The 22,061-nt window shown below is 72.2% G+C and carries 1 protein-coding gene; it reads right to left on the reverse strand.

Going from position 1 to position 22,061, the window contains the following annotated elements:
- Positions 1–3: 3 nt before the first annotated feature.
- On the reverse strand, positions 4–21,966 hold the full coding sequence (locus OG588_RS07400) for a non-ribosomal peptide synthase/polyketide synthase (protein WP_405946590.1): 21,963 nt from the start codon (positions 21,964–21,966) through the stop codon (positions 4–6).
- Positions 21,967–22,061: the final 95 nt, after the last annotated feature.

Raw genomic sequence — 22,061 nt, forward strand, 5'->3', positions numbered from 1 at the left:
GGGTCAGGGCTTGTTGAGTACGGCCGCTCGTCGTACGACCGCCTCCAGTGCACGGAACCAGGTGCGGGCCAGGTCCCGTACCTGTTCCTCGGTGAGGAGTTCGGCGGCGTACGCCCAGTGGGCGTTCAACTCCGGGCCCTCGGGGCGGTCTTCGGTGATGGCGTTGAGGGTCAGGGCGTGGGACATCGGCTGGCCGGGGTCGGCGTCGAGGTCGGCGGCATCGTCCTCGGGGGCGTAGGACCAGTCGGCCGACGCCGGGCGGTCGAAGCGGCCCATGTAGTTGAACTCGATCTGCGGCTCGCCGAGTTGAGCGAGACGCGCGCCCGTCCCAGGGTTGAGGTGGCGCAGCAGGCCGTGTCCGATACCGGCGGTGGGCAGGGCGGCGAGGTGCTCGCGGACCCGGGCCAGGGCCGCGTCCAGCGCGGGCCCATCCGTGACGGCGTCCGCCAACTCGTCCTCGCCCGGGTCGAGTCGTACAGGTACGACGCTGGTGAACCAGCCGACCGTACGGGACAGGTCGGCGTCGCCCGCGAGTTGCTCCTCACGGCCGTGGCCCTCCACGTCCACCAACACCGGTCCGCCACCCCGCCGTTCGGCACCCAGGGTGCGGGTGCGCCAGTCACCGACCGCCAATGCGAACGCGGTGAGCAGTACGTCGTTGACGGTGGCTCCGAACGCGGCCGGGGCCCGGCTCAGCAGCGGGCCCGTGACGTCGGCGGGCAGGGACACGGAGACGTACCGGGTGGTGGCGACCGTGTCCCGGGCCGGGTCGAGCGGGCGGGGCAGCGGGAGTTCGGCGCCCTCGGCGAGAGTGGAGGTCCACCACGGCAGTTCGTCCTCGGTGGCGGGGTCGGTGGCGCGGGTTCCGAGGAGTCGGGACCAGCGGCCGAACGACAGCTCCACGGGGGCGAGTTCGGGCGTACGACCACCCCTGACCGCCGCCCAGGCGGTGGCCAGGTCGGGCAGCAGGACGCGCCAGGAGACGCCGTCGATCACCAAGTGGTGGACGAGGATGAGGAGTCGGCCTGGCTGTCCGGGTCCGGCGTCGAACCAGACCGCCCGCACCATCGCCCCGGCGTCCGGGTCGAGCCCGGACCGGGCCGTCCCGGCGTGGCGGGAGATGGCCGCGCGCAGTTCGTCGTCGTCCGCCCCGCGCACGTCGACGCGGGTGAGCCAGGTGCTGACGTCGGTGTCCCGCGCGGCCGGTACTCGCAGCAACCACTCGGGATCGCGGACGAGTTGGGCCCGCAGCATGGCATGCCGGTCGGCGAGTGCCTTGAGCACCGTCAGCAGGCTCGGTTCGGTCAGGTCGGCCGGGGTCTGGACCAGGGCCGCCTGATGGTAGGCGGCGATCGGGCCGCCGCGCTCCAGCAGGCCGCGCATGATCGGGGTGAGCGGGACGGTGCCGGTCCCGTCGTCGTGCACGGCCTGCCGTTCGTCGGCGTCGAGCGGGACGGCAACCGCCGCGAGGGCGGCGACGGTTCGGTGCTGGAAGACCTGCCGGGGCGTGACCCGCAGCCCACCGGCGCGGGCCCGGGCGACGAGTTGCATGGCGACGATGCTGTCACCGCCGAAGGTGAAGAAGTCGTCGTCCGTGCCGACTGCCTCGGCGGGTAGCCCGAGGGCGTCCGCGAACAGGTCGCGCAGGGTGCGCTCGGTGTCGTTCTCGGGGGCCCGGCCGCCGCCCTGGGCGGTGAAGTCCGGGGCGGGCAGGGCGGATCGGTCGAGCTTGCCGTTCGACAGCAGCGGCAACTGGTCGAGGACGACCACGGCGGCCGGGACCATGTAGTCGGGCAGTGCGGAGGCGGCGTGGGCGCGGAGTTCGGTCCCGTCCGCCGCGTCGGCGACGACGTAGGCGATCAACTGCCGGATGCCGGGCCGGTGTTCGCGGGCCACGACCACGCTCTGCGTGACGGCCGGGTGGGTGTCCAACGCGGCCTCGATCTCGGCGAGTTCGATGCGGTAGCCGCGGATCTTGACCTGGTCGTCGGTGCGTCCGGCGAACTCGAGGAGGCCGTCCTCCGTCCAGCGGGCCATGTCTCCGGTGCGGTACATGCGCTCACCGGGCTTGGTGGCGTACGGGTCGGCGACGAAGCGTTCGGCGGTGAGTTCGGGCCGGCCGAGGTAACCGCGGGCCAGGCCCGGTCCCGACAGGTACAACTCCCCTGTGACGCCGGGCGGTACGGGGCGCAGGGCGGTGTCGAGGACGTAGGCGCGGGACTCGTGAACCGGCCGTCCGACGACCGGGGTGGCGCTGTCGCGGACCCGGCCGACGAGCGCGTCGACGGTGGCCTCGGTGGGGCCGTACAGGTTGAACGCCTCGGTGTCCTGAAGTGCGGCCAGCCGCGCCCACAGCGACTCGGGTACGGCCTCGCCGCCGAAGCCGACCACGGAGAGCGGGCAGTCGCCCTCGTCCCCGATCAGGCCGCTGTCCGCCATCTGCGCGAGCAGGGACGGGGTGACCTCGATGAAGTCGATGCCCCGGTCGCGGATGAACGCGGCGAGGAGTTCGGGGTCGCGGCGGGTCTCGTCGTCGGCGATGTGCAGCGCGTGTCCGTCAAGGAGCCACAACTGCGGTTGCCAGGAGGCGTCGAAGGAGAACGACCAGGCGTGCCCGACCCGCAGGCGCCGCAGTCCGGTGCGCCGCTTGGCGACCTCGTGCAGGTCGTGGCGATGGCTGTGGAAGAGGTTGGCGATGCCTCGCTGGGTGACGACGACGCCCTTGGGGCGGCCGGTGGAGCCCGAGGTGTAGATGACGTAGGCGGGGTGGTCGGGGTCGGGGGCGACGGGTTCGACCTCCGGCAGTCCGTCGGTCGGGGCGTCAAGTCGCAGTACGGGGACGGTGGTTGTGGGGAGCGTGGCGGCCGTTTCCGCCGTGGCCAGTATCAGCGCGGGGCGGGCGTCGTCGAGCATGCCGGTCAGGCGGGACTCGGGGAGGTCGGGGTCGAGGGGCAGATAGGCGGCGCCCGCCTTCATCACGGCGAGGATCGCGGCGATGTGGTCGGCGGTGCGGGGCAGTGCGAGGGCCACGATCCGCTCGGGTCCTACGCCGTGTCCGGCGAGGACGCGGGCCAACTGGTCCGTGCGCGCGTCGAGTTCGGCGAACGTCCACGTCGTACGGCCGTCGGTGACGGCGACCGCACCGGGGTCGGCGGCGGCCTGCGCGACGAACAACGCCGGTACGGTGCCGAGCCGTTCGGCCTCCGGTGCGGGCAGCGCGGTGTCGTTCCAGGTCTCCAGGACCGTGTACCGCTCGACCGGGTCGAGCAGGTCGAGTCGGCCGACGGGACGGTCGGGCTCGGCCGCCATGCCCGTGAGGAGGGCGGTCATGGCGTCCGTGATCCGTCGTACGACGGCCGGTTGGAAGAGGTCGGACCTGAACTCGGCGGTGAGCCGCAGCCGTTCGGCGGGCTCGATCGCCCAAGCGAACGGGTAGTGGGTGGAGTCCTCGTGGTCCCGGACAGTGACGCGCGGCCCGTCGCCGCCCTCCTCGTCGGCGGGGACCGGGTACGACTCGAACACCACGAGGGTGTCGAAGAGTTCACCGAGTCCGGCGGCGCGCTGGATGTCGGCGAGGCCGAGGTGCTGGTGGGCGATGAGCCGGGACTGCTCGTCCTGGAGCCGGTCCAACAGCGCGGCCGTGCTCTCCTCCGGGCGGACCCGTACCCGTACGGGGATGGTGTTGATGAACAGGCCGATCATCGACTCGGCACCGGCCAGCTCGGGCGAACGCCCGGCGACGGTGGCACCGAACACCACGTCGTCCCGTCCGGTGAGCCGCCCGAGCAACACGCCCCAGGCGGCCTGCACAAGGGTGTTGACGGTGACGCCCTGGCGGCGCGCGAACGCCTCCAGCTCCGCCGTGCGGTCCGGGTCCAACTCCACGGTGTGGGTGGACGGTACGACGGCGGCACGGTCGGGGTCGACGGGCGCGAGGCGCGTCGGCTCCGCCAGACCGCCGAGGGCCTCGGCCCACGCGGCGGTGGAGACGGCCGGGTCCTGGGCGGCCAGCAGCCGCAGGTGCTCACGGTACGGGGCGGGCGCGGCCGGCGTGCGGCCCTCGTAGCGCGCCCACAGTTCGGCGGTGAGCAGCGGCAACGACCAGCCGTCCAGCAGGAGATGCTGGTGCGAGAGCACGAGCCGGTGCCGGTCCGGACCGAGCCGGGCCAGCAACAGCCGGAGCAGCGGCGGCCGTTCGGGGTCGAAGCGGCGCCGCTCCTGGACGAGTAGGCGCTCCCACTCCTCGGGGTCATCAGCCAGGTCGAGCTGCCGCCAGGGCAGGACGGCCGTGCGCGGTACGACGGCGACAGGCCGTCCGGAGGACAGGTGCCGGAAGCCGCTGCGCAGGTTCTCGTGCGCGTCGAGCACGGACTGGGCCGCGGTGTGCAACCGGTCGGCGTCCAGGAGGCCTTCGAGGTCGTAGGAGACCTGGACGGTGTACACGTCCGGTCCGTCGTCGCCGGAGTCGAGGGCGGCGTGGAAGAGCAGGCCGGCCTGGAGCGGGGAGACGGGGAGGACTTCGGTTCCGGCGGGCAGGGCGGCGAGTTCGGCGCGTTCGTCGGACGTGAGGTCGAGCAGGGTGACCTCGTCGTCGCGCTCGGCGGCGGCCGTGGCGGCGGTGACGGTGGCGAGCCCGGCTGCCGACTTGTGGCGGAACACGTCACGCGGGCTGAAGGTGAGCCCGGCCGCGCGGGCACGGGCGACCAGCTGCATGGCGACGATGCTGTCGCCGCCGAGGGAGAAGAAGTCGTCCTCGACACCGACGCGTTCGAGACCGAGCACGTCCGCGACGAGGGCGCAGAGGGTCTCCTCCAGCGGTGTGCGCGGGCGGGTGTCGGTGACCTCTGCCGCGAAGTCGGGGGCGGGCAGGGCACGTCGGTCGAGCTTGCCGTTGGGGGTGAGCGGGAGGGCGTCGAGGGTGACGACGGCCGACGGAACCATGTGGTCGGGCAGCGACCGGGCGGTGTGGGCCCGGAGTTCGGCGGAGTCCGCTGTCTCGCTGCTCGGTACGACGTACGCGACGAGGCGTTCGTCCCGCAGCACGACAGTGGCGTGCGCGACGCTCTCGTGGGCGGCCAACACGCTCTCGATCTCGCCGAGTTCGATACGGAACCCGCGCAGCTTGACCTGGTCGTCGGCGCGGCCCAGGTACTCCAGTTCGCCGTCCCGGGTCCAGCGGGCCAGGTCACCGGTGCGGTACATCCGGGCGCCGGGCTCGGTGGCGTACGGGTCGGCGACGAAGCGTTCGGCGGTCAGGGCGGATCGGCCCAGGTAGCCGCGCGCCAACTGCACGCCCGCCAGGTACAGTTCGCCGGCCACACCGGGCGGTACGGGGCACAGTCCGGCGTCGAGGACATAGGTGCGGGTGTTCCACACCGGGCGGCCGATCGGCACGGTGGCCGAGTCGGTGGGTACCTCGTGGGCGGTGACGTCGACAGATGCCTCGGTCGGGCCGTAGAGGTTGTGGAGGCGACTGCCCGGCAGGACCTGGTGGCAGCGGGCGGCCAGTTGGGCGGGCAACGCCTCGCCGCTGCACATCACTTGGAGCAGCTCAGTGCAGTGGGCGGCGGCAGGCTCGTCGAGGAAGGCGCGGAGCATCGACGGCACGAAGTGGGCCGTGGTGATGTGCTGACGTCGGATCAGTTCGGCGAGGTAGACCGGGTCCTGGTGGCCTTCCGGGCGGGCCACGACGAGCGTGGCGCCGGTGATGAGCGGCCAGAAGAACTCCCACACCGACACGTCGAACCCGGCCGGGGTCTTCTGCAACACCCGGTCGTCCTCGTCGAGGCGGTAGGTGTCCTGCATCCACAACAGGCGGTTGGTGATGCCCTGGTGGGGGACGGTGACGCCCTTGGGACGGCCGGTCGAGCCCGAGGTGTAGATGACGTAGGCGGGGTGGCGTGGGTCGTGGGTGGTGGGCAGCGGCGCGTACGCCGGGTGGTCGGGCGTGCCGTGCGCGTCCACCGTGACGGTGGGTACATCGCTGTCCGGGAGGGTGACGCCCTCGGTGGTGATCAGGCAGACCGGGCGGGCGTCGCCAAGCGTGTAGGCGAGCCGTTCGGTCGGGTAGCCGGTGTCGAGGGGCAGGTAGGCGGCGCCCGCTCGGTGGACCGCGAGGAGGGACACCACGAGGGCGAGGGAGCGGGGCAGCGCGACGGCGACGACGGCCTCGGCCTGCGCTCCGTGCGCGGCCAGCGCGTGGGCCAACTTCTCTACCCGCAGGTCGAGTTCGGCGTAGGTGAGGGAGGTGTCCTCGAAGACGATCGCCGTGGCCTCGGGGGTGCGGGCGACCTGGGCGCGGAAGAGTTCCGGCAGGGTGAGGTCGGGGACGGTGCGTGCGGTGTCGTTCCAGTTGGTGAGGACGAGGGCGCGTTCGTCGTCGCGCAGGACGTCGAGCGTGCCGATGCGCCGGTCGGGGTCGGTGGCGATCTGGGTCAGCAGCAACTCCAGGCGCTGGGCGAGGAGTTCGGCGGTCGACTCGTCGAAGAGGTCGGCGCTGTACTCGATCCAGCACCGCATCCCGTCCGCGCCCTGCTCGACGAAGTCGAAGCTGAGGTCGAACTTGGCGCCCTGCTGGCCGAGTTCCTCACGGCGTGCGGTCAAGCCGGACAGGGCAGGCGTGGCGCCCTCGTCGTCGAGGTGGACGACCATCACCTGGAACAGCGGATGCCGGGCCAGTGAACGGGTCGGGTTGACCGCCTCCACCAGGCGCTCGAAGGGCAGGTCCTGGTGTTCGTAGGCGGCGAGGTCGGTGTCCCGGACGCGGGCGAGCAGATCGGCGAACGTGGGGTCGCCGGACAGATCGGTGCGCAGGACAAGGGTGTTGACGAAGAAGCCGACCAGGTCTTCGAGGTGTTCGTCGCCGCGCCCGGAGATGGGTGCGCCGAGCGGGATGTCGTCCCCGGCCCCGAGCCGGTGCAGCAGCGCGGCGACGGCGGCCTGGGTGACCATGAACATACTCACGCCGTGGCGGCGGGCCAACGCCCGCAGTCGACGGGTCCGTTCGGGGTCGAGGGTCAGTCCGACGGCACCACCCTGGTGGCTGCTCTCCAGCGGGCGGGGGCGGTCGGTGGGCAGCGCCAGCTCGTCCGGCAGACCAGCCAATGCAGTCTGCCAGTAGGCGAGTTGGCGGGACTGGCGGCTGTCCGGGGCGTCGGGGTCGCCGAGCGCCTCGCGGTGCCAGAGGGCGTAGTCGGCGTACTGCACCGGCAGCGGCGCCCACGCGGGTGCCCGTGCCTCGCGGCGGGCCTCGTAGGCCGTGGCCAGGTCGCGCCACAGCGGGCCGTCGGACCACTGGTCGCCGGCGATGTGGTGCAGCACCAGCAGCAGGACGTGCTCGTCCTCGCTCACCTCGAACAGGTGGGCGCGGAGCGGGAGTTCGCGGTCGATGTCGAAGCCGCGCGCGGCGGCCTCGGCGAGGCGGTCGGGCAGTTCGGTGTCCGTGACGCGGCTGTGGTGGAGGGGCACGGTGGCCTGGTCCAGCACGACCTGGCGCGGGCGGCCGTCCCGCTCGGGGAAGACCGTGCGCAGGCTCTCGTGTCGTACGGCGACGTCGTCCAGCGCGGCGGCCAGCGCGTCCCGGTCGAGCGCGCCGGTCAGGCGCCAGGCGGCCGGGATGTTGTACGTGGCTCCCGGGCCCTCGATGCGGTGCAGGAGCCAGAGTCGCTGTTGGGCGTAGGAGAGCGGGAGTTCGTCGGACCGCTCGGCCGGGACGAGGGCGGGCAGTCCGCCGGCTCGGTCGTCCAGGCGGGCCGCGAGGAGCGCGGGTGTGGACGCCTCGAAGACGGTACGGACGGTGAGGTCGGCGCCAAGTACCTTGCGGACGCGGCTGACCAGGCGCATGGCGAGCAGTGAGTGACCGCCGAGGGTGAAGAAGTCGTCGTCGGCGCCGACGCGTTCGAGGCCGAGGACGTCTCCGAAGAGTCCGGCGAGGATCTCCTCGCGCGGGCTGCGGGGCGCGTTGCCGGCGTCTGTGGCGGTCGTGAAGTCGGGGGCGGGCAGGGCGGCGCGGTCGAGCTTGCCGTTGGGGGTGAGGGGCAGGGCGCTGAGGGTGACGAAGGCGGCGGGGACCATGTGGGCGGGGAGAGCGGCGGCCGTGTGGGTCCGCAACGTGCTCAAGTCGACCGGTCCGCCGTCCCCGGCCGGGACCATGTACGCCACCAGGCGCTGTTCCCGGACCACGACAACGGCGTGTGCGACGGACGGGTGCGCGGTCAACGCGCCCTCGATCTCGCCCGGTTCGACGCGGAAGCCCCGTACCTTCACCTGGTCGTCGGTGCGGCCCAGGTACTCGATCGTGCCGTCGGCGTTCCAGCGGGCCAGGTCGCCGGTGCGGTACATACGGGTGCCCGGGGCGCCGTACGGGTCGGCGACGAACCGCTCGGCGGTCAGGCCGGGCCGATCGAGGTAGCCGCGTGCGAGCTGAACGCCCGCGAGGTACAACTCGCCCGGGACGCCGGGCGGGACGGGGCGCAGGCCCGCGTCGAGGACGTAGGTGCGGGTGTTCCACACCGGGCGGCCGATCGGGACGCTCGTCGCGTCCGGGCCGATCTCCACGGCCGTCACGTCGACCGAAGCCTCGGTCGGGCCGTAGAGGTTGTGGAGTTCGGCGGTGGTCAGGACCTCGTGGAAACGGTGGGTGAGGGCGACAGGCAGGGCCTCGCCGCTGCACATAACGCGGCGGAGGCCGGTGCAGTCGGCCACCGAGGGCTCCTCCAGGAAGAATTGGAGCATGGAGGGCACGAAGTGGACGGTGGTGACGTCCTGTTCGCGGATCAGCCGGGCCAAGTAGGCGGGGTCGCGGTGTCCTTCGGGGCGGGCGACGACCAGCGTGGCGCCGGTGATCAGCGGCCAGAAGAACTCCCACACCGACACGTCGAAGCTCGACGGCGTCTTCTGCAGCACCCGGTCCGCGGCCGTGAGACCGTACGCGTCCTGCATCCACAGCAGGCGGTTGACGATGCCCTGGTGCGGGACGACGACGCCCTTGGGGCGGCCGGTGGAGCCCGAGGTGTAGATGACGTACGCGGGGCTCGACGGATCGTAGGACGTGGGGAGTTGGCCTTCGGGACCGGTCGGCAGGGTGTCGCGGATGACGTACACCGGGCGGGCGTCCTCGACCATCAGGGCGAGGCGGTCCTCCGGGTAGTCGGGGTCGAGCGGGAGATAGGCGGCTCCGGCTCGGTGTACGGCGAGCAGGGCTACGACGAGTTCGAGTGAGCGTGGGAGGGCTACGGCGACGGTCTCCTCGGGACCTGCGCCGAGCGCGGCCAACACCCCTGCTGTGCGCTCGACTTGAGCGTCCAGTTCCGCGTAGGTCAGCGACTGCCCCTCGAAGACGAGCGCCGTGGCGTCCGGCGTGCGGGCGATCTGGGCCCGGAAGAGTTCCGCGAGGGTGGTGGCCGGGACCGGGTGGTCGGTGGTGTTCCACTCGGCCAGGACCAGCGCGCGTTCGGCGTCCGCCAGGAGGTCGAAGTCCCTTACCGCGCGGTCGGGTTCGGCCGCCGCGTGGTCCAGGAGGCGGGCCATGCGTGCGGCGATCCGCTCCGCCGTCCCGTGGTCGAAGAGGTCGGTCGCGTACTCCAGGAGCAGGACCACCCGGTCACTGCCCGTCTCGTCGACGAAGGTGAAGTGGAGGTCGAACTTCGCCATGCCGGTGTCCATGTCGAACCACTCGGTCGCGAGGCCGAGCACGTCCGGGTCGCCGTCGGGGCGGTGGTGGTAGCCGAGCATGACCTGGAAGAGCGGGTTGCGGCCGGCCACGCGGGGCGGGTTGAGGGCCTCCACGACCCGGTCGAAGGGCAGGTCCTGGTACTCGAAGGCGGCGAGGGACGATTCCCTTACCCGGCCCAGGAGTTCACGGAACGTCAGCTCGTCGCCGGACACATCGGTGCGCAGCACCAGGGTGTTGACGAAGAAGCCCACCAGGTCGGCGAGTGCCTCGTCGGTGCGGCCCGCGATGGGGGCGCCGAGGGGGATGTCGTCGCCCGCGCCGAGCCGGTTCAGCAGGGCGGCGGTGGCCGCCTGGAACAGCATGAACATGCTGGTGCCGGTGGCGCCGGAGAGGTCGCGCAGGGCGTGGCCGGTGGCGGTGGGCAGTTCCAGGCGGACCTTGCCGCCGTTGCCGGTCGGTTCGGCGGGGCGCGGTCGGTCGGCGGGCAGGGCGAGTTCCTCGGGCAGGCCGCGCAACGCGTCTGTCCAGTGGGCGAGTTGGGCCTCGCCGGTGCGGGCGAGGAGGTCGTCCTGCCAGAGGGTGTAGTCGGCGTACTGCACCGGCAGCGGTGCCCACTCGGGTGCCCGTCCCTCGCGGCGGGCCGCGTAGGCGGTGTCGAGGTCGGCGAGGAAGGGGCGGTCGGACCACTCGTCGGTGGTGATGTGGTGCAGGACGACGGCGACCACGTGCTCGTCCGCGCCGAGCCTGAACACCTCGCAGCGCAAAGGGAGTTCGGTGGTCAGGTCGAAGGAGCGGCGCTGGGCGGACTCGATCAGCGCGGGCAGTTCGTCCTCGGTGCAGTCGACGACCGTGGCGATGGGATGGGCGTCGGCGGCCGGGATGATCCGCTGGTACGGCTCGCCCTCGTGGGTCGGGAACACCGTCCGCAGCGCCTCGTGCCGTCCGGCGACGTCCCGTAGAGCGGCGGCCAGGGCCTCGGTGTCGAGGGTGCCGCGCAGCCGGAAGACCAGCGGGAAGTTGTAGGCGACTCCGCTGCCGGTGATCTCTTCGACGAGCAACAGCCGTCGCTGGGCGGCCGACAGCGGGATGCGGGCGGGTCGGTCGGTGACGGGGGTGACCGCCGGGCGGGCCGGGCTCGCCGTGTCCGCACGGCCCGCGAGGAGGGCGGGTGTGGGTGCCTCGAAGAGGTCGCGGATGGCGAGTTCGGCGCCGAGTTCGGTGCGGGCGCGGCTGACCAGCCGGGTGGCGAGGAGTGAATGGCCGCCCAGGTCGAAGAAGTTGTCCTCGGCGCCGACCTCCGGCAGCCCCAGCACCTCGGCGAACAGGCGGCAGAGCACCTCTTCCTGCGGAGTGCGCGGGCCACGTCCGCCGCCGAGGGCGACGGCGGGTTCTGCGTCGGGCAGGGCGCGGACGTCGAGCTTGCCGTTGGCGTTCATGGGCAGGCCGTCGACGGTGACGAAGGCCGACGGGACCATGTAGTCGGGCAGTTCACGGCCCAGGTCCGCACGCAGCCGGCGTACCAGCGCGCTCGCCTCGCGGGCGGCGGTGGGGTCGTTGGCGTAAGGATCCGTGCCGCCGCCGGGGCGGAACAGGCCGCCGGTGACGCGTAGCTCGGCGGACTTCAGGAACACAGCGTCGTAGGTCCCGGTCTCCCCCGACCAGGTCGTCAGCACCCGGTAACCGGCCGCCGTACCGAGTTCGTGCAGATGCTCGGGGTCGACGCCCGACTCGGTCGTACGGCCGTCGGGGATGCCGGTGAAGCGGAGCGCCTCGGGCCGATCGCCACGCGGGCGTTCGCCGGCCACCCCGGTTGCGGACCAGCTGCCGGCCAGGAGTTGACCGATCGCCTCGGCCGACGACCAGTCGCCGCGCAGGAGTTCGCCGATGGTGTTGCCGGTGGCCCAGTCGACGGACGGGATGCTGTCCAGACGTACGTCCGGGTCATCGGCGTAGAGGACGACGTCGTAGCGGTGGCGGGACAGTTCGTTGTGGTGGTGGGCGCGCTTGGTGCGCAGGTCGACGCCGTAGCCGAGGGTGGTGAAGTAGTCGGGGTCTACGAGGAGTTCCTTCTCCAGGCGCAGGCCGCGTTCCACCGCCCGCTCCAGGTCCGCTTCGGCGGTGCCCCGGGTGCGCTGGATCTCGGTGTGGAAGGTGCCGGCGAGGCGCAGGTTGCGGACGTCGCCGACGAACAGGGCGCCGCCGGGCGCGAGCAGTTCCATCGCGCCGTGCAGCACGGCGGTCAGGTGGTCGATGCTCGGGAAGTACTGGATGACGGAGTTGATGACGATCGTGTCGAAGTAGGCGAACGGCAGACCGCTCAGATCCTCGGCCGGGCGGCAGCGCAGTTCGACCTTGGAGGCGAGGGCGGGGTCGCGCCGGACCTCTTCGCCGATCTTGCGGATGACGGGCGCGGCGAAGTCGGTTGCCCAGTACGCCTCGCTGTCCGGGGCGAGCCGGGACAGCAACAGGCCTGATCCGACGCCGATTTCGAGGATGCGGCGGGGCTTGAGGGAGCCGATGCGGGCGAGGGTGGCCTCCCGCCACTCGTGCATCTCCTCGAAGGGGATGGGCTGTCCGTCGTAGGAGCTGTCCCAGCCGTCGTACTGCTCGGTGAAGACGGCGGTGCCGATCTCCTCGTACTCGTCCGAGTAGATCTCCTGCCACTCCCCCACCTGCGCGGCCTCGGCGGCGGTGCGTTCGGCCGAGTCGGCGCCGGAGGGCACGACGTAGCCGACGAGGCGTTCGTCGCGGACGACGACGGCGGCCTGGGCGACCAACGGGTGGCGGCTGAGGGCGGTTTCGATCTCGCCGGGTTCGATGCGATAGCCGCGGATCTTGACCTGGTCGTCGGTGCGGCCGAGGAAGTCGAGGTTGCCGTCGGGGTTGCGGCGGACCAAGTCGCCAGTGCGGTACATGCGTTCGCCGGGTTCGCCGAACGGGTCGGCGACGAAGCGTTCGGCGGTCAGCGAGGGGCGGTCCAAGTAGCCGCGGGCCAGGCCGATTCCGGCGATGTACAGCTCGCCGGGGACACCGTCGGGCACCGGGCGCAGCCAGGCGTCGAGGATGTGGGCGCGGGTGCCGCGGATGGGCTTGCCGACGGTCGGGGTGTCGCTGTCCAGGGTGCCGCCACCGAGGGTGTTGATGGTGTACTCGGTCGGCCCGTACAGGTTGTAGCCGTACGTCCCCTCGGTGTCGCGCAGCGCCGTCCACACCGTCTCGGGGACGGCCTCGCCGCCGAGCAGGACCAGCGGCGGGACGTGGCCCTCCAACAGGCCCTGTTCGATGAGGAGTCGGGCGTAGGTGGGGGTGACGTTGACGACGTCGACGCGGTGCCGTTCGCAGTAGGCGACCAGTGCCTCGGCGTCACGCCTCAACTCCTCGTCGCAGACGTGCACTTCGTGGCCCTCGACGAGCCACAGCAGCTCTTCCCACGACATGTCGAAGGCGAAGGACACGGTGTGCGCGATGCGCAGCCGTCGCCCGCCGGCCGAGGCGATGGCGGGTTCGAAGATCTCCTTCTGGTGGTTCAACTGCATGTTCGTCAGGCCCCGGTAGGGGGTGACGACGCCCTTGGGGCGGCCGGTGGAGCCGGAGGTGTAGATGACGTAGGCGGGGTGTTCGAGGCTGAAGCGGCGGCGGACCGGAGCGTCCGACTGGCCCGCCAACTCCCCCTTGATCTGGGGGTCGTCGAGCAGGACTCGGGCCATCTCGCCGTCCAGCGTGGCGGATACGGCCGTGGTGCTGAGCAGGAGGAGCGGGCGGGCGTCGGCCAGCATCAGGGAGAGGCGGTCGGCCGGGTGGTCCAACTCCAGGGGCAGGTAAGCAGCTCCGGTGCGCAGGACCGCGAAGAGTGCGACCACCATGTCGAGGGAGCGCGGCAGGGCGAGGGCGACGACCCGCTCAGGGCCCGCGCCCTGGTCGATCAGCAGCCGGGCCAACCGGTTTACGGCCACGTCGAGTTCGGCGTACGTCATGCTGCGCTCACCGAAGACGAGGGCCCGCTCGTCCGGGGTGCGTTCGGCCTGCGCGGCCAGCAGGTCGGCGATGGTGTCCTCGGGGTCGGGGACACGGCTGGCCGCCGACTCCCGCCGTAGCGCCGCGTATTCGGCGGGCAGGAGCGGGTCCAGGGAGCCGACCGGGGCCGTGAGGTCGGCTGTGAGGCGGTCGACGAGCAGGGCGAATCGGTCAAGGAGGGCCTGGGCGCTGTCGGTTGGGACGAGGTCGGGGCGGTGGGTGAGGGTGACGGCGATCTCGCGACCGGGGGTGATGACGAGGTTGGCCGGGTAGTGGGTGGCGTCGACGTTGGCGACGGCCGTGGCGCCGTGCCGGGTCTTCAGGTCCGCCAACCGCTCCTCGGTGTCGTTGTTGCGCAGCACGAACAGCGTGTCGAAGAGCTTGCGGTGGCCCGTCTCGGCCTGGAGCACACCGAGGCTGAGGTGCTCGTACGGCATGAGGTCGAGGCGCTCGCCCTGGATGCGGCGGAGCAGGTCGAGGACCGGCTCGGCGGGGTCGAGGGCGATCCGGGTCGGGACGGTGTTGAGGAACAGGCCGATGATGTTGCCGACGTCGGGGACCTCGCTGGGGCGTCCGGCGACGGTCGTGCCGAACACGACGTCGGCGCGGCCGGTCGCGGAGGCGAGGGTGAGTCCCCAGGCCGCGTTGAGGATCGTGTTGAGGGTCAGGCCGTGGGCCGGGGCCAACTCGCGGAGCCGGTCGCCGAGTTCGGCGGACAGGTGTACGTCGAGCTGGTCGGGGATGACGGGATCGAGGCCGTCGGTGGCGGCGGGCGCGAGCAGCGTCGGCTCGTCGAGACCGGCGAGCGCGGTGCGCCAGGCGGCCGTGGCGACCGAGTCGTCCTGCTCCTCCAGCCAGGTCAGGTAGTCGCGGTAACTGCCCGGCTCGGGCAGGGCGTTGGCGTCGCCGCCCGTCTCGTAGAGGGCGAACAGCTCGTCGAGGAACAGCCACGCCGACCAGCCGTCCCAGAGGATCAGGTGACGGCCGATGACGAGCCGGTCGCCGCGCTCCGCGCCGAGGCGCAGGAGAAGGAGCCGGAAGAGCGGGGGTGCGGACAGATCGAAGCGGCGGTTGCGTTCGGCGTCCGTCAACTCCCGTAGCAGAACGTCCTGTTCGGCTGGGGGGAGGAGGGAGAGGTCGACCTCTTCGAGGGGGATGTCCGGGTCCTCGACGATGAACTGCACCGGCTGGTCGAGGCCGTCGCTGGTGAAGCCCGCGCGCAGGCCGGGGTTGCGGTCGAGGAGGGTGCGGACGGCGGCGCGCAGCCGGGTGGTGTCGAGACGGGTCGCGAAGTCGAAGGTCTCGTGGACGGTGTAGACGTCCAACGCGCCCTCGTCGTAAGCCGAGTGGAAGAACAGACCCTCCTGGAGGGGGGCCAGCGGCCATACGTCGGCGACCTCCGCCGGGGCGGCGACGGCGCGGACGCGGGCGTGTTCGGCATCGGTGAGGGTGAATACGTCTGCGGCGGCCGGGACCACAACGGCCGTGGGAGTGGCCGCCGTTGCGAGGGCGGCCGGGGTGCGGTGTGTGAACACGTCGCGCGGGCTCAGGTCCAGGCCGGCCGCGCGGGCCCGGCTGGCTACGCCGATGGAGCTGATGCTGTCTCCGCCGAGCCGGAAGAAGTCGTCGTCCGGTCCCGCGTCCTCGATACCGAGGACGGCCGCGAAGATGTCGGTGAGCTGCTGCTCCAACGGCCCTGCGGGCGAACGGCGTTCGGCGCGTTCCGTCTCGGGGGCGGGCAACGCGGCCTGGTCCAACTTGCCGCTCGGGGTGAGCGGGAGGTCGGCGAGGACGACGTACGCCTCGGGGACCAGGGGCGCGGGCAGCACGTCCGCGAGGGCGGCGCGCAGGTCGGCGGGGTCGAGCGTGACTCCGGATGACGGCACCGCGTAGGCGACGAGGCGCTGGTCGCGGATGACGACGGCACCCCGCGCCACTGCGGGGATTCGCGTCAACTCGGCCTCGATCTCGCCGAGTTCGACCCGGTTCCCGCGGAGTTTGACCTGGCGGTCGGTGCGGCCGAGGTAGTCGATCGTGCCGTCGGGGCGGCGGCGTACGAGGTCGCCGGTGCGGTACATGCGGGCGCCGGGTTCGGTGGCATACGGGTCGGCTACGAAGCGGTCGGCGGTGAGCGCGGGGCGCCGGTGGTAGCCGCGGGCCAGCTGGACGCCGGTCAGGTACAGCTCGCCGGGGACGCCGTCGGGGACCGGGCGCAGGCACGAATCGAGCACGCGCAGGCCGGTGTTCCACACGGGTCGGCCGATGGGCACGGTGGTGTCGGGCGCGCCGTCGTAGGCGTGGTGGGTCACGTCCACGGCGGCCTCGGTGGGGCCGTAGAGGTTGTGCAGCGGGACGCCGGTCAGCTCGTGCCAGCGGTGGGCGGCGGACCCGGACAGGGCCTCGCCGCTGCTGAAGACGCGGCGCAGGCTGGCCGCCCACGCGGGGTCGGCGGTGACCTCGTCGGAGGCGAGGAACGCCTCCAGCATCGACGGCACGAAGTGCATCGTCGTGACGCCCTCGGCCTGGATCAGGCGGGCCAGATAGGCGGGGTCGCGGTGTCCGTCAGGAGCGGCGAGGACGACTGCGGCGCCCTCGCACAGCGCCCAGAAGAACTCCCATACGCTCACGTCGAAACTGGACGGCGTTTTCTGCAACACCCGGTCGTCGGCCGTGAGTTCGTACGCGCCCTGCATCCACGCCAGCCGGTTGCCGATGGCGCGGTGGGTGACGACGACGCCCTTGGGGCGGCCGGTGGAGCCGGAGGTGTAGATGAGGTAGGCGGGGTCGTCGGGGTGGGCGGGGTCCGGAGTCCCGCCGAACAGAGCTTCGTCGCCCTCCGCGTCCACGCGCAGCACGTCCAGGCCTTCGACCGACGGCAGCCGGTCCGCGTCCCGTTCCGTCGTGACGACCGTCGTCGCCCCCGAGTCGGCCAGCATGTACGCGAGCCGCTCGGCCGGATAGTCCAGGTCGAGGGGCAGATAGGCGGCCCCCGACTTCAGGACACCCAGCAGCGCCACCATCAGCTCCGCCGAGCGGGGTACGGCGACGGCGACGAACCGCTCCCGGCCTGCACCCTTGGCCCGCAGGCGTGCGGCCAACTCCTCGGCTCGCGCGTGCAGTTCGGCGTAGGTGAGCGTGGTCGTGCCGTCGTGGACGACAGCCGTCGCGTCCGGAGTGCGCGCGACCTGCGCGGCGAACGCGGCGGCGAGCGTGCTGGCCGGAACCGGCCGCGTCTCCCCCGCCGGGTGGGCGTCCGCCAGCTCCTCCGGAGTCAGCAGGTCGAGGTCGGCGACGCGGGCGCCGGGGTCGTCCGCCAGCGCGTGCAGGATGAGGGTGAGCCGGTCGGCGAGGGACTGCACGGCGTCGGCGTCGAGACGGCGGGCGTGGTGCTTGAGGCGCAGGTCGAGGCGGCGGCCGGGCTTGACGATGAGGGCCAGGGGGTAGTGCACGGCGTCGTGGAAGGCGTGGCCCGCCACCGCGATCGTGCCGGTGCGGTCGGTGATGCCCGGGGCGCCTTCGCCGCCGGGATAGTTCTCGAACACCACGAGGGTGTCGAAGAGTTCACCGTCGCCCGCGTGCCCGGTGGCGCGCTGGATGTCGGCGAGGCCGAGGTGCTGGTGGTCGAGAAGCGCGCTCTGCTCGTCCTGGAGTCGGTCCAGCAGTCCGCCCAGGGTGTCGCCCGGAGCCCAACGCAGCCGGGTGGGCAGGGTGTTGATGAACAGGCCGATCATCGACTCGATGCCGTCGACCGCGGCGTCGCGTCCGGCGACCGTGGTGCCGAACAGCACGTCCTCGCGGCCCGTCATCCGGCCGACGAGCAGACCCCAGGCACCCTGGACGAGCGTGCCGAGGGTGACTCCGCGTTCCCGGGCGCGGGCGGCGAGACGCGAGGTGATCCGCTCGGTCAACTCCACGCGGATCTGGGCGGGTTCGACGGGTCCGGCAGGCGCGGGGGGCTCCACCAGTCGGGTGGGCTCGTCGACCCCGGCGAGGGAGTCGCTCCAAGCGGCGCGGGCTGCCTCTCGGTCGGCGCCGGCGATGCGGCGGAGGTAGCCGCGGTAGGGGGCGACTTCGGGGAGGGGGGTCGGGTTCTCGCCGTAGAGGGCGAGCAGTTCGCGGTGCAGGACCGGCAAGGACCAGCCGTCCGCGACGATGTGATGGAACGTCAGGACCAGACGGCTGCGGTCCTCGCCGAAGCGGATGAGGGCGCAGCGGATCAGCGGCGGACGGGCGAGGTCGAAGCGGTGGGCGCGTTCGTCGGCGGCGACCGCCTCGGCGAGGGTGCGGCGGACCGTGGCATCGTCCTGCGCGGACAAGTCGACCTCGTGCCAGGGCAGTTCGAGGCCGGACGCGATGAGTTGGACCGGGCGGCCGGTGGGCGTCTGGCGGAAGCAGGCGCGCAGCGGGGCGTGCCGGTCGACGAGTCGTTGGGCGGCCTCGCGCAGCAGGGTGCCGTCGACCGGTCCGGACAGCTCGATGACCTGCTGCACGACATATGCGTCGAGTTCGGCGCCGTCCACGAGCGCGTGGAAGAAGAAGCCTTCCTGGAGCGGGCCGAGGGGGAGCACTTCCTCGACGGTGACGGGGAACTCGCCCTGAACAGCCACGAGTTCGTCATCGCTCAGCGTCTGCCACGGGGTGGTGTCGAGATCGTCGGCCGTCCCGGTGCGGGCGACCGTGGCGAGTTCGGCGACCGTGCGGTGGCGGAAGACGTCTCGCGGGGTGAGTTCCAGGCCTGCCCGGCGGGCCAGGATGAGGAGTTGGACGGCCACGATGCTGTCGCCGCCGAGCGCGAAGAAGTCGTCGTCGACGCCGACCGAGGGCACCTTGAGCGCCCGTGCGTACAGATCGCACAGCAGCTGCTCGCGAGCCGTCTCGGGCGCCCGGCCCGCGCTCAGCACGCGGGTGAGGTCCGGGACGGGCAGCGCGGCGGCGTCGAGCTTGCCGCTCGGGGTGACGGGCAACCGGTCCAGCGGGACGAACGCGGCCGGGACCATGTAGTCCGGCAGGTACTCGGTGGCGTGTGTCCGCAGCGTCGACATCAGGGCGTTGACGTTGCGGAAGGGGGCGGGACGGTTGGTGAGCGGGTGACCGGCTCCCGGGCGGTACCGCACGAGGACCTGCACGTCGCCTTCGGGGGCGAACACGGCGTCCAGGCTGCCGTCCTCGGCGTCCCCGTTCCAGGTGAGCGCCACCTCGTAGCCGTGCCGCGCGGCGGTCTCGTACAGGGCCTCCGGGTCGACACCGTACGGTCCGGCGGCCGGCCTGCTGCTGTCGTCGAGGGTGTCGAGCGCGGCGAGGTCGTCGGCGAGGCGGGAGTTGGGGATACCCGTGATCCGCAACTGGTCCGGCCGTTCGGTGAGCAGCTCGTCCAGCGCCTGGACCGAACCGAGCGTGGGCCAGGGCGACTCGGGCATCACCTCGGCGGCGTCCGGCTGCGATCGGAGCACAACGTCGTAGCGGTAGCGGGTGAGTTCGTTGTGGTGGGTGCCGCGCTTGACGCGGATGTCGGCGGTGAGGCCGTCGAGGCTCGTGAAGTAGTCGGGGTCGACCAGGAGTTCGCCCTCCCAGGCGACGGCCCGGTCCACCGCGGCGCGCAAGGCTTCCTTGTCACCGTCCGCCTCCTCGTCCAGTACCCGTCCGCTCTCGACGGCCGCGCTCAAGGTGCGCAGCAGCCGCAGGTTGCGTACGTCGCCGACGAACACCGCGCCGCCGGGGGCGAGAAGAGCGGCCGCGTCACGGAGTACGCCCGTCAGGTAGTCCCCACCGGGGAAGTACTGGATGACGGAGTTCACGACGATCGTGTCGAAGTGGCCTTCGGGCAGACCGGTGAGGTCGTGCGCGGGGCGGGCCAACAGGGTGACGCGGTCAGCTAGTTCGGGGACGGCGGACACCTGGGCGTCCAGGGCGCGTACGGCTTCCTCGGAGAGGTCGGTGCCCCAGTACTCGGCGCAGTCCGGGGCGAGTCGGGACAGCAACAGACCGCTGCCGACGCCGATTTCCAGGATGCGCCGGGGTCGTAGCGCGCGGATGCGGTCGAGGGTTCCTTCGCGCCACTCGCGCATGTCCGCGAGGGGGATCGGAAGGCCGTCGTACATGCTGTTCCAGCCGGCGAAGTTCTCCTCGAAACCGTCCGATCCGGCGGCGGAGTAGAGGAGTTCGTGCAGGTCCTTCCAGTCCGCGACCCCCTCGTCCGGGCTCGCCTCGGTGTCCAGCGAGGGCACGACGTAGGCGGCGAGGCGGCGTTCGCCGGGGCGGTCCTCGCGGACGACGACGGCGGCCTGGTCGACGGACGGGTGGGAGCGCAGGACGGACTCGATCTCACCCGGCTCGATGCGGAAGCCGCGGATCTTCACCTGGGTGTCGACGCGGCCGTGGAACTCCAGTCGGCCGTCCGCCTTCCAGCGGACCAAGTCACCGGTGCGGTAAAGGCGTTCGCCGGGTGCGGCGGTCATGTCGGCGGGGGCGGCGACGAAGCGTTCAGCGGTGAGGGCGGGGCGGCCGAGGTAGCCGCGGGCCAGGCCGGCGCCGCCGAGGTAGAGCTCTCCGGTGACTCCGGCGGGGACCGGGCGCAGGCGGTCGTCGAGGACGTAGGCGCGGGTACCGGGGTCGGGGACGCCGATGGGCACGATGGTGCCGGCCGGGGTGTCCGGGTCGCACAGGCCCAGGGTGGAGTTGGTGGTGGCCTCGGTCGGGCCGTAGGCGTTGAACATCATCCGGCCGCGCGCGTACCGGCCGACCAGCTCGGGCGAGACGCGTTCCGTGCCCGCCAACAGGGTGGCCTCAGGCGGGAGTTGGACGTCCTCGGGCATGGCGGCGAGCAGCGCGGGCGGCAGGATCATGAAGGTGATGCCGTGCTCGTTCGCGTAGTCCGCGAGGGGTGCGCCGGGGACGCGGCGGTCGGCGGGGACGACGACCAGGCGGCCGCCGGAGAGCAGGCCGAGGCAGAGGTCCCAGAACGCGACGTCGAAGCTGGGCGAGGCGAACTGGAGGACCCGGCTGTGCGGGCCGATGCCGAAGCGTTCCTGCTGGGTGGCGACGAGTTTCGCGACGCCCGCGTGGGAGAGGACCGTGCCCTTGGGACGGCCGGTGGAGCCGGAGGTGTAGATGACGTAGGCCGCGTGCGCCGTCGTCAACTCGTCGGCGGTGGAAGGGCCTTGGGCCGGGTATACGGCCAGCTCGGCGACCGTCTCGGGGGCGTCGAGGACCAGCGGGTCGAGGTCCGGCGGGAGGTCGGGGGCGATCTCGGCGGTGGTGACGAGGCAGACCGGGCGGGCGTCGGCGAGCATGTACGCGATGCGGTCGGCCGGGTAGTCGGTGTCGACCGGCAGATAGGCCGCGCCCGACTTCAGGACGGCGACCTCGGCCACGATCATGTCCGCCGAGCGCGGTACCGCGAGCGCCACGACCTGCTCGGGACCCGCACCCCGAGCCACCAGGGCGTGCGCCAACTTGGCGGCGCGGGCGTCGAGTTCGGCGTAGGTGAGGCGGACGTCCTCGTGGATGAGGGCGATCTCGTGCGGGCGGGCGGCGACCTGGTCGGCGAACATGCGGGGCCAGGTGAGCGCCGGGACGTCGTGCTCGGTGTCGTTCCAACCGCGCAGGATGCGGTGGCGTTCGTCCGTGCCGAGGAGTTCGAGGTCGGCGACCGGGGTGTCCGGGCGGGCTATGGCGTCGGCGAGGAGCGTGGCGTAGTGGCCGAGGATCAGGTCGACGGTGGCGGGCGAGAAGAGGTCGGTGCGGTAGTCGGCCGTCACCTCGCCGTCGGCCTCTCCCCCGTCCTCTCCCTCGGTCACGGTCAGGGCCAGGTCCAGTGGGCCGCTCTCGTCCCAGGAGTTGGGCCCGAAGCCCGTGGCGCACAACAGGCCGCCGCCGCGGAAGGGTTCGGGGGCGAGCAGTCGTAGCAGCTCGGTGGTCGGCAGGTGGTGGGCGGCGGTCTCCGCGCGTACGGCCTCGATCTGGTCGCGGAGTTGGGAGAACGGGGTGTCGCCGTCGATGGTGACGCGCAGCGGGAGGCCGTCGTGGGCCACTGCCGTCTCGGTGGCCGTCGTACCGCCGTAGCGGTGCAACAGGGCGACGAAAGCGGTGAGTTGGGTGGCCTCGTCGGCTGTCACGGCGAGGACCGTCGCGCGTTGCTCGCGGGAGACCGCTCCCTCCGCGCGTGGCGGACGGGGGAAGTCCAGCGGCAGGGACGTCTCCGGTACCGGTGACGCGAACCGCCGTCGCCAGAAGTCGTTCGTCGCCGTTACCTGTGCCGAAGAAAGCGTGTTGCCCGCCACAGCTGCCCGTGCCTCCCAATGCGTGTGGGACGGCTCAGCGGAGCCGCGACCGCTCGCATAGTAAGGTAAGCATTGCCTTACTTGATAGACCCACC

Origin of the sequence: Streptomyces prunicolor (genome assembly GCF_045162825.1) — a bacterium.
GTDB lineage: Bacteria > Actinomycetota > Actinomycetes > Streptomycetales > Streptomycetaceae > Streptomyces > Streptomyces prunicolor.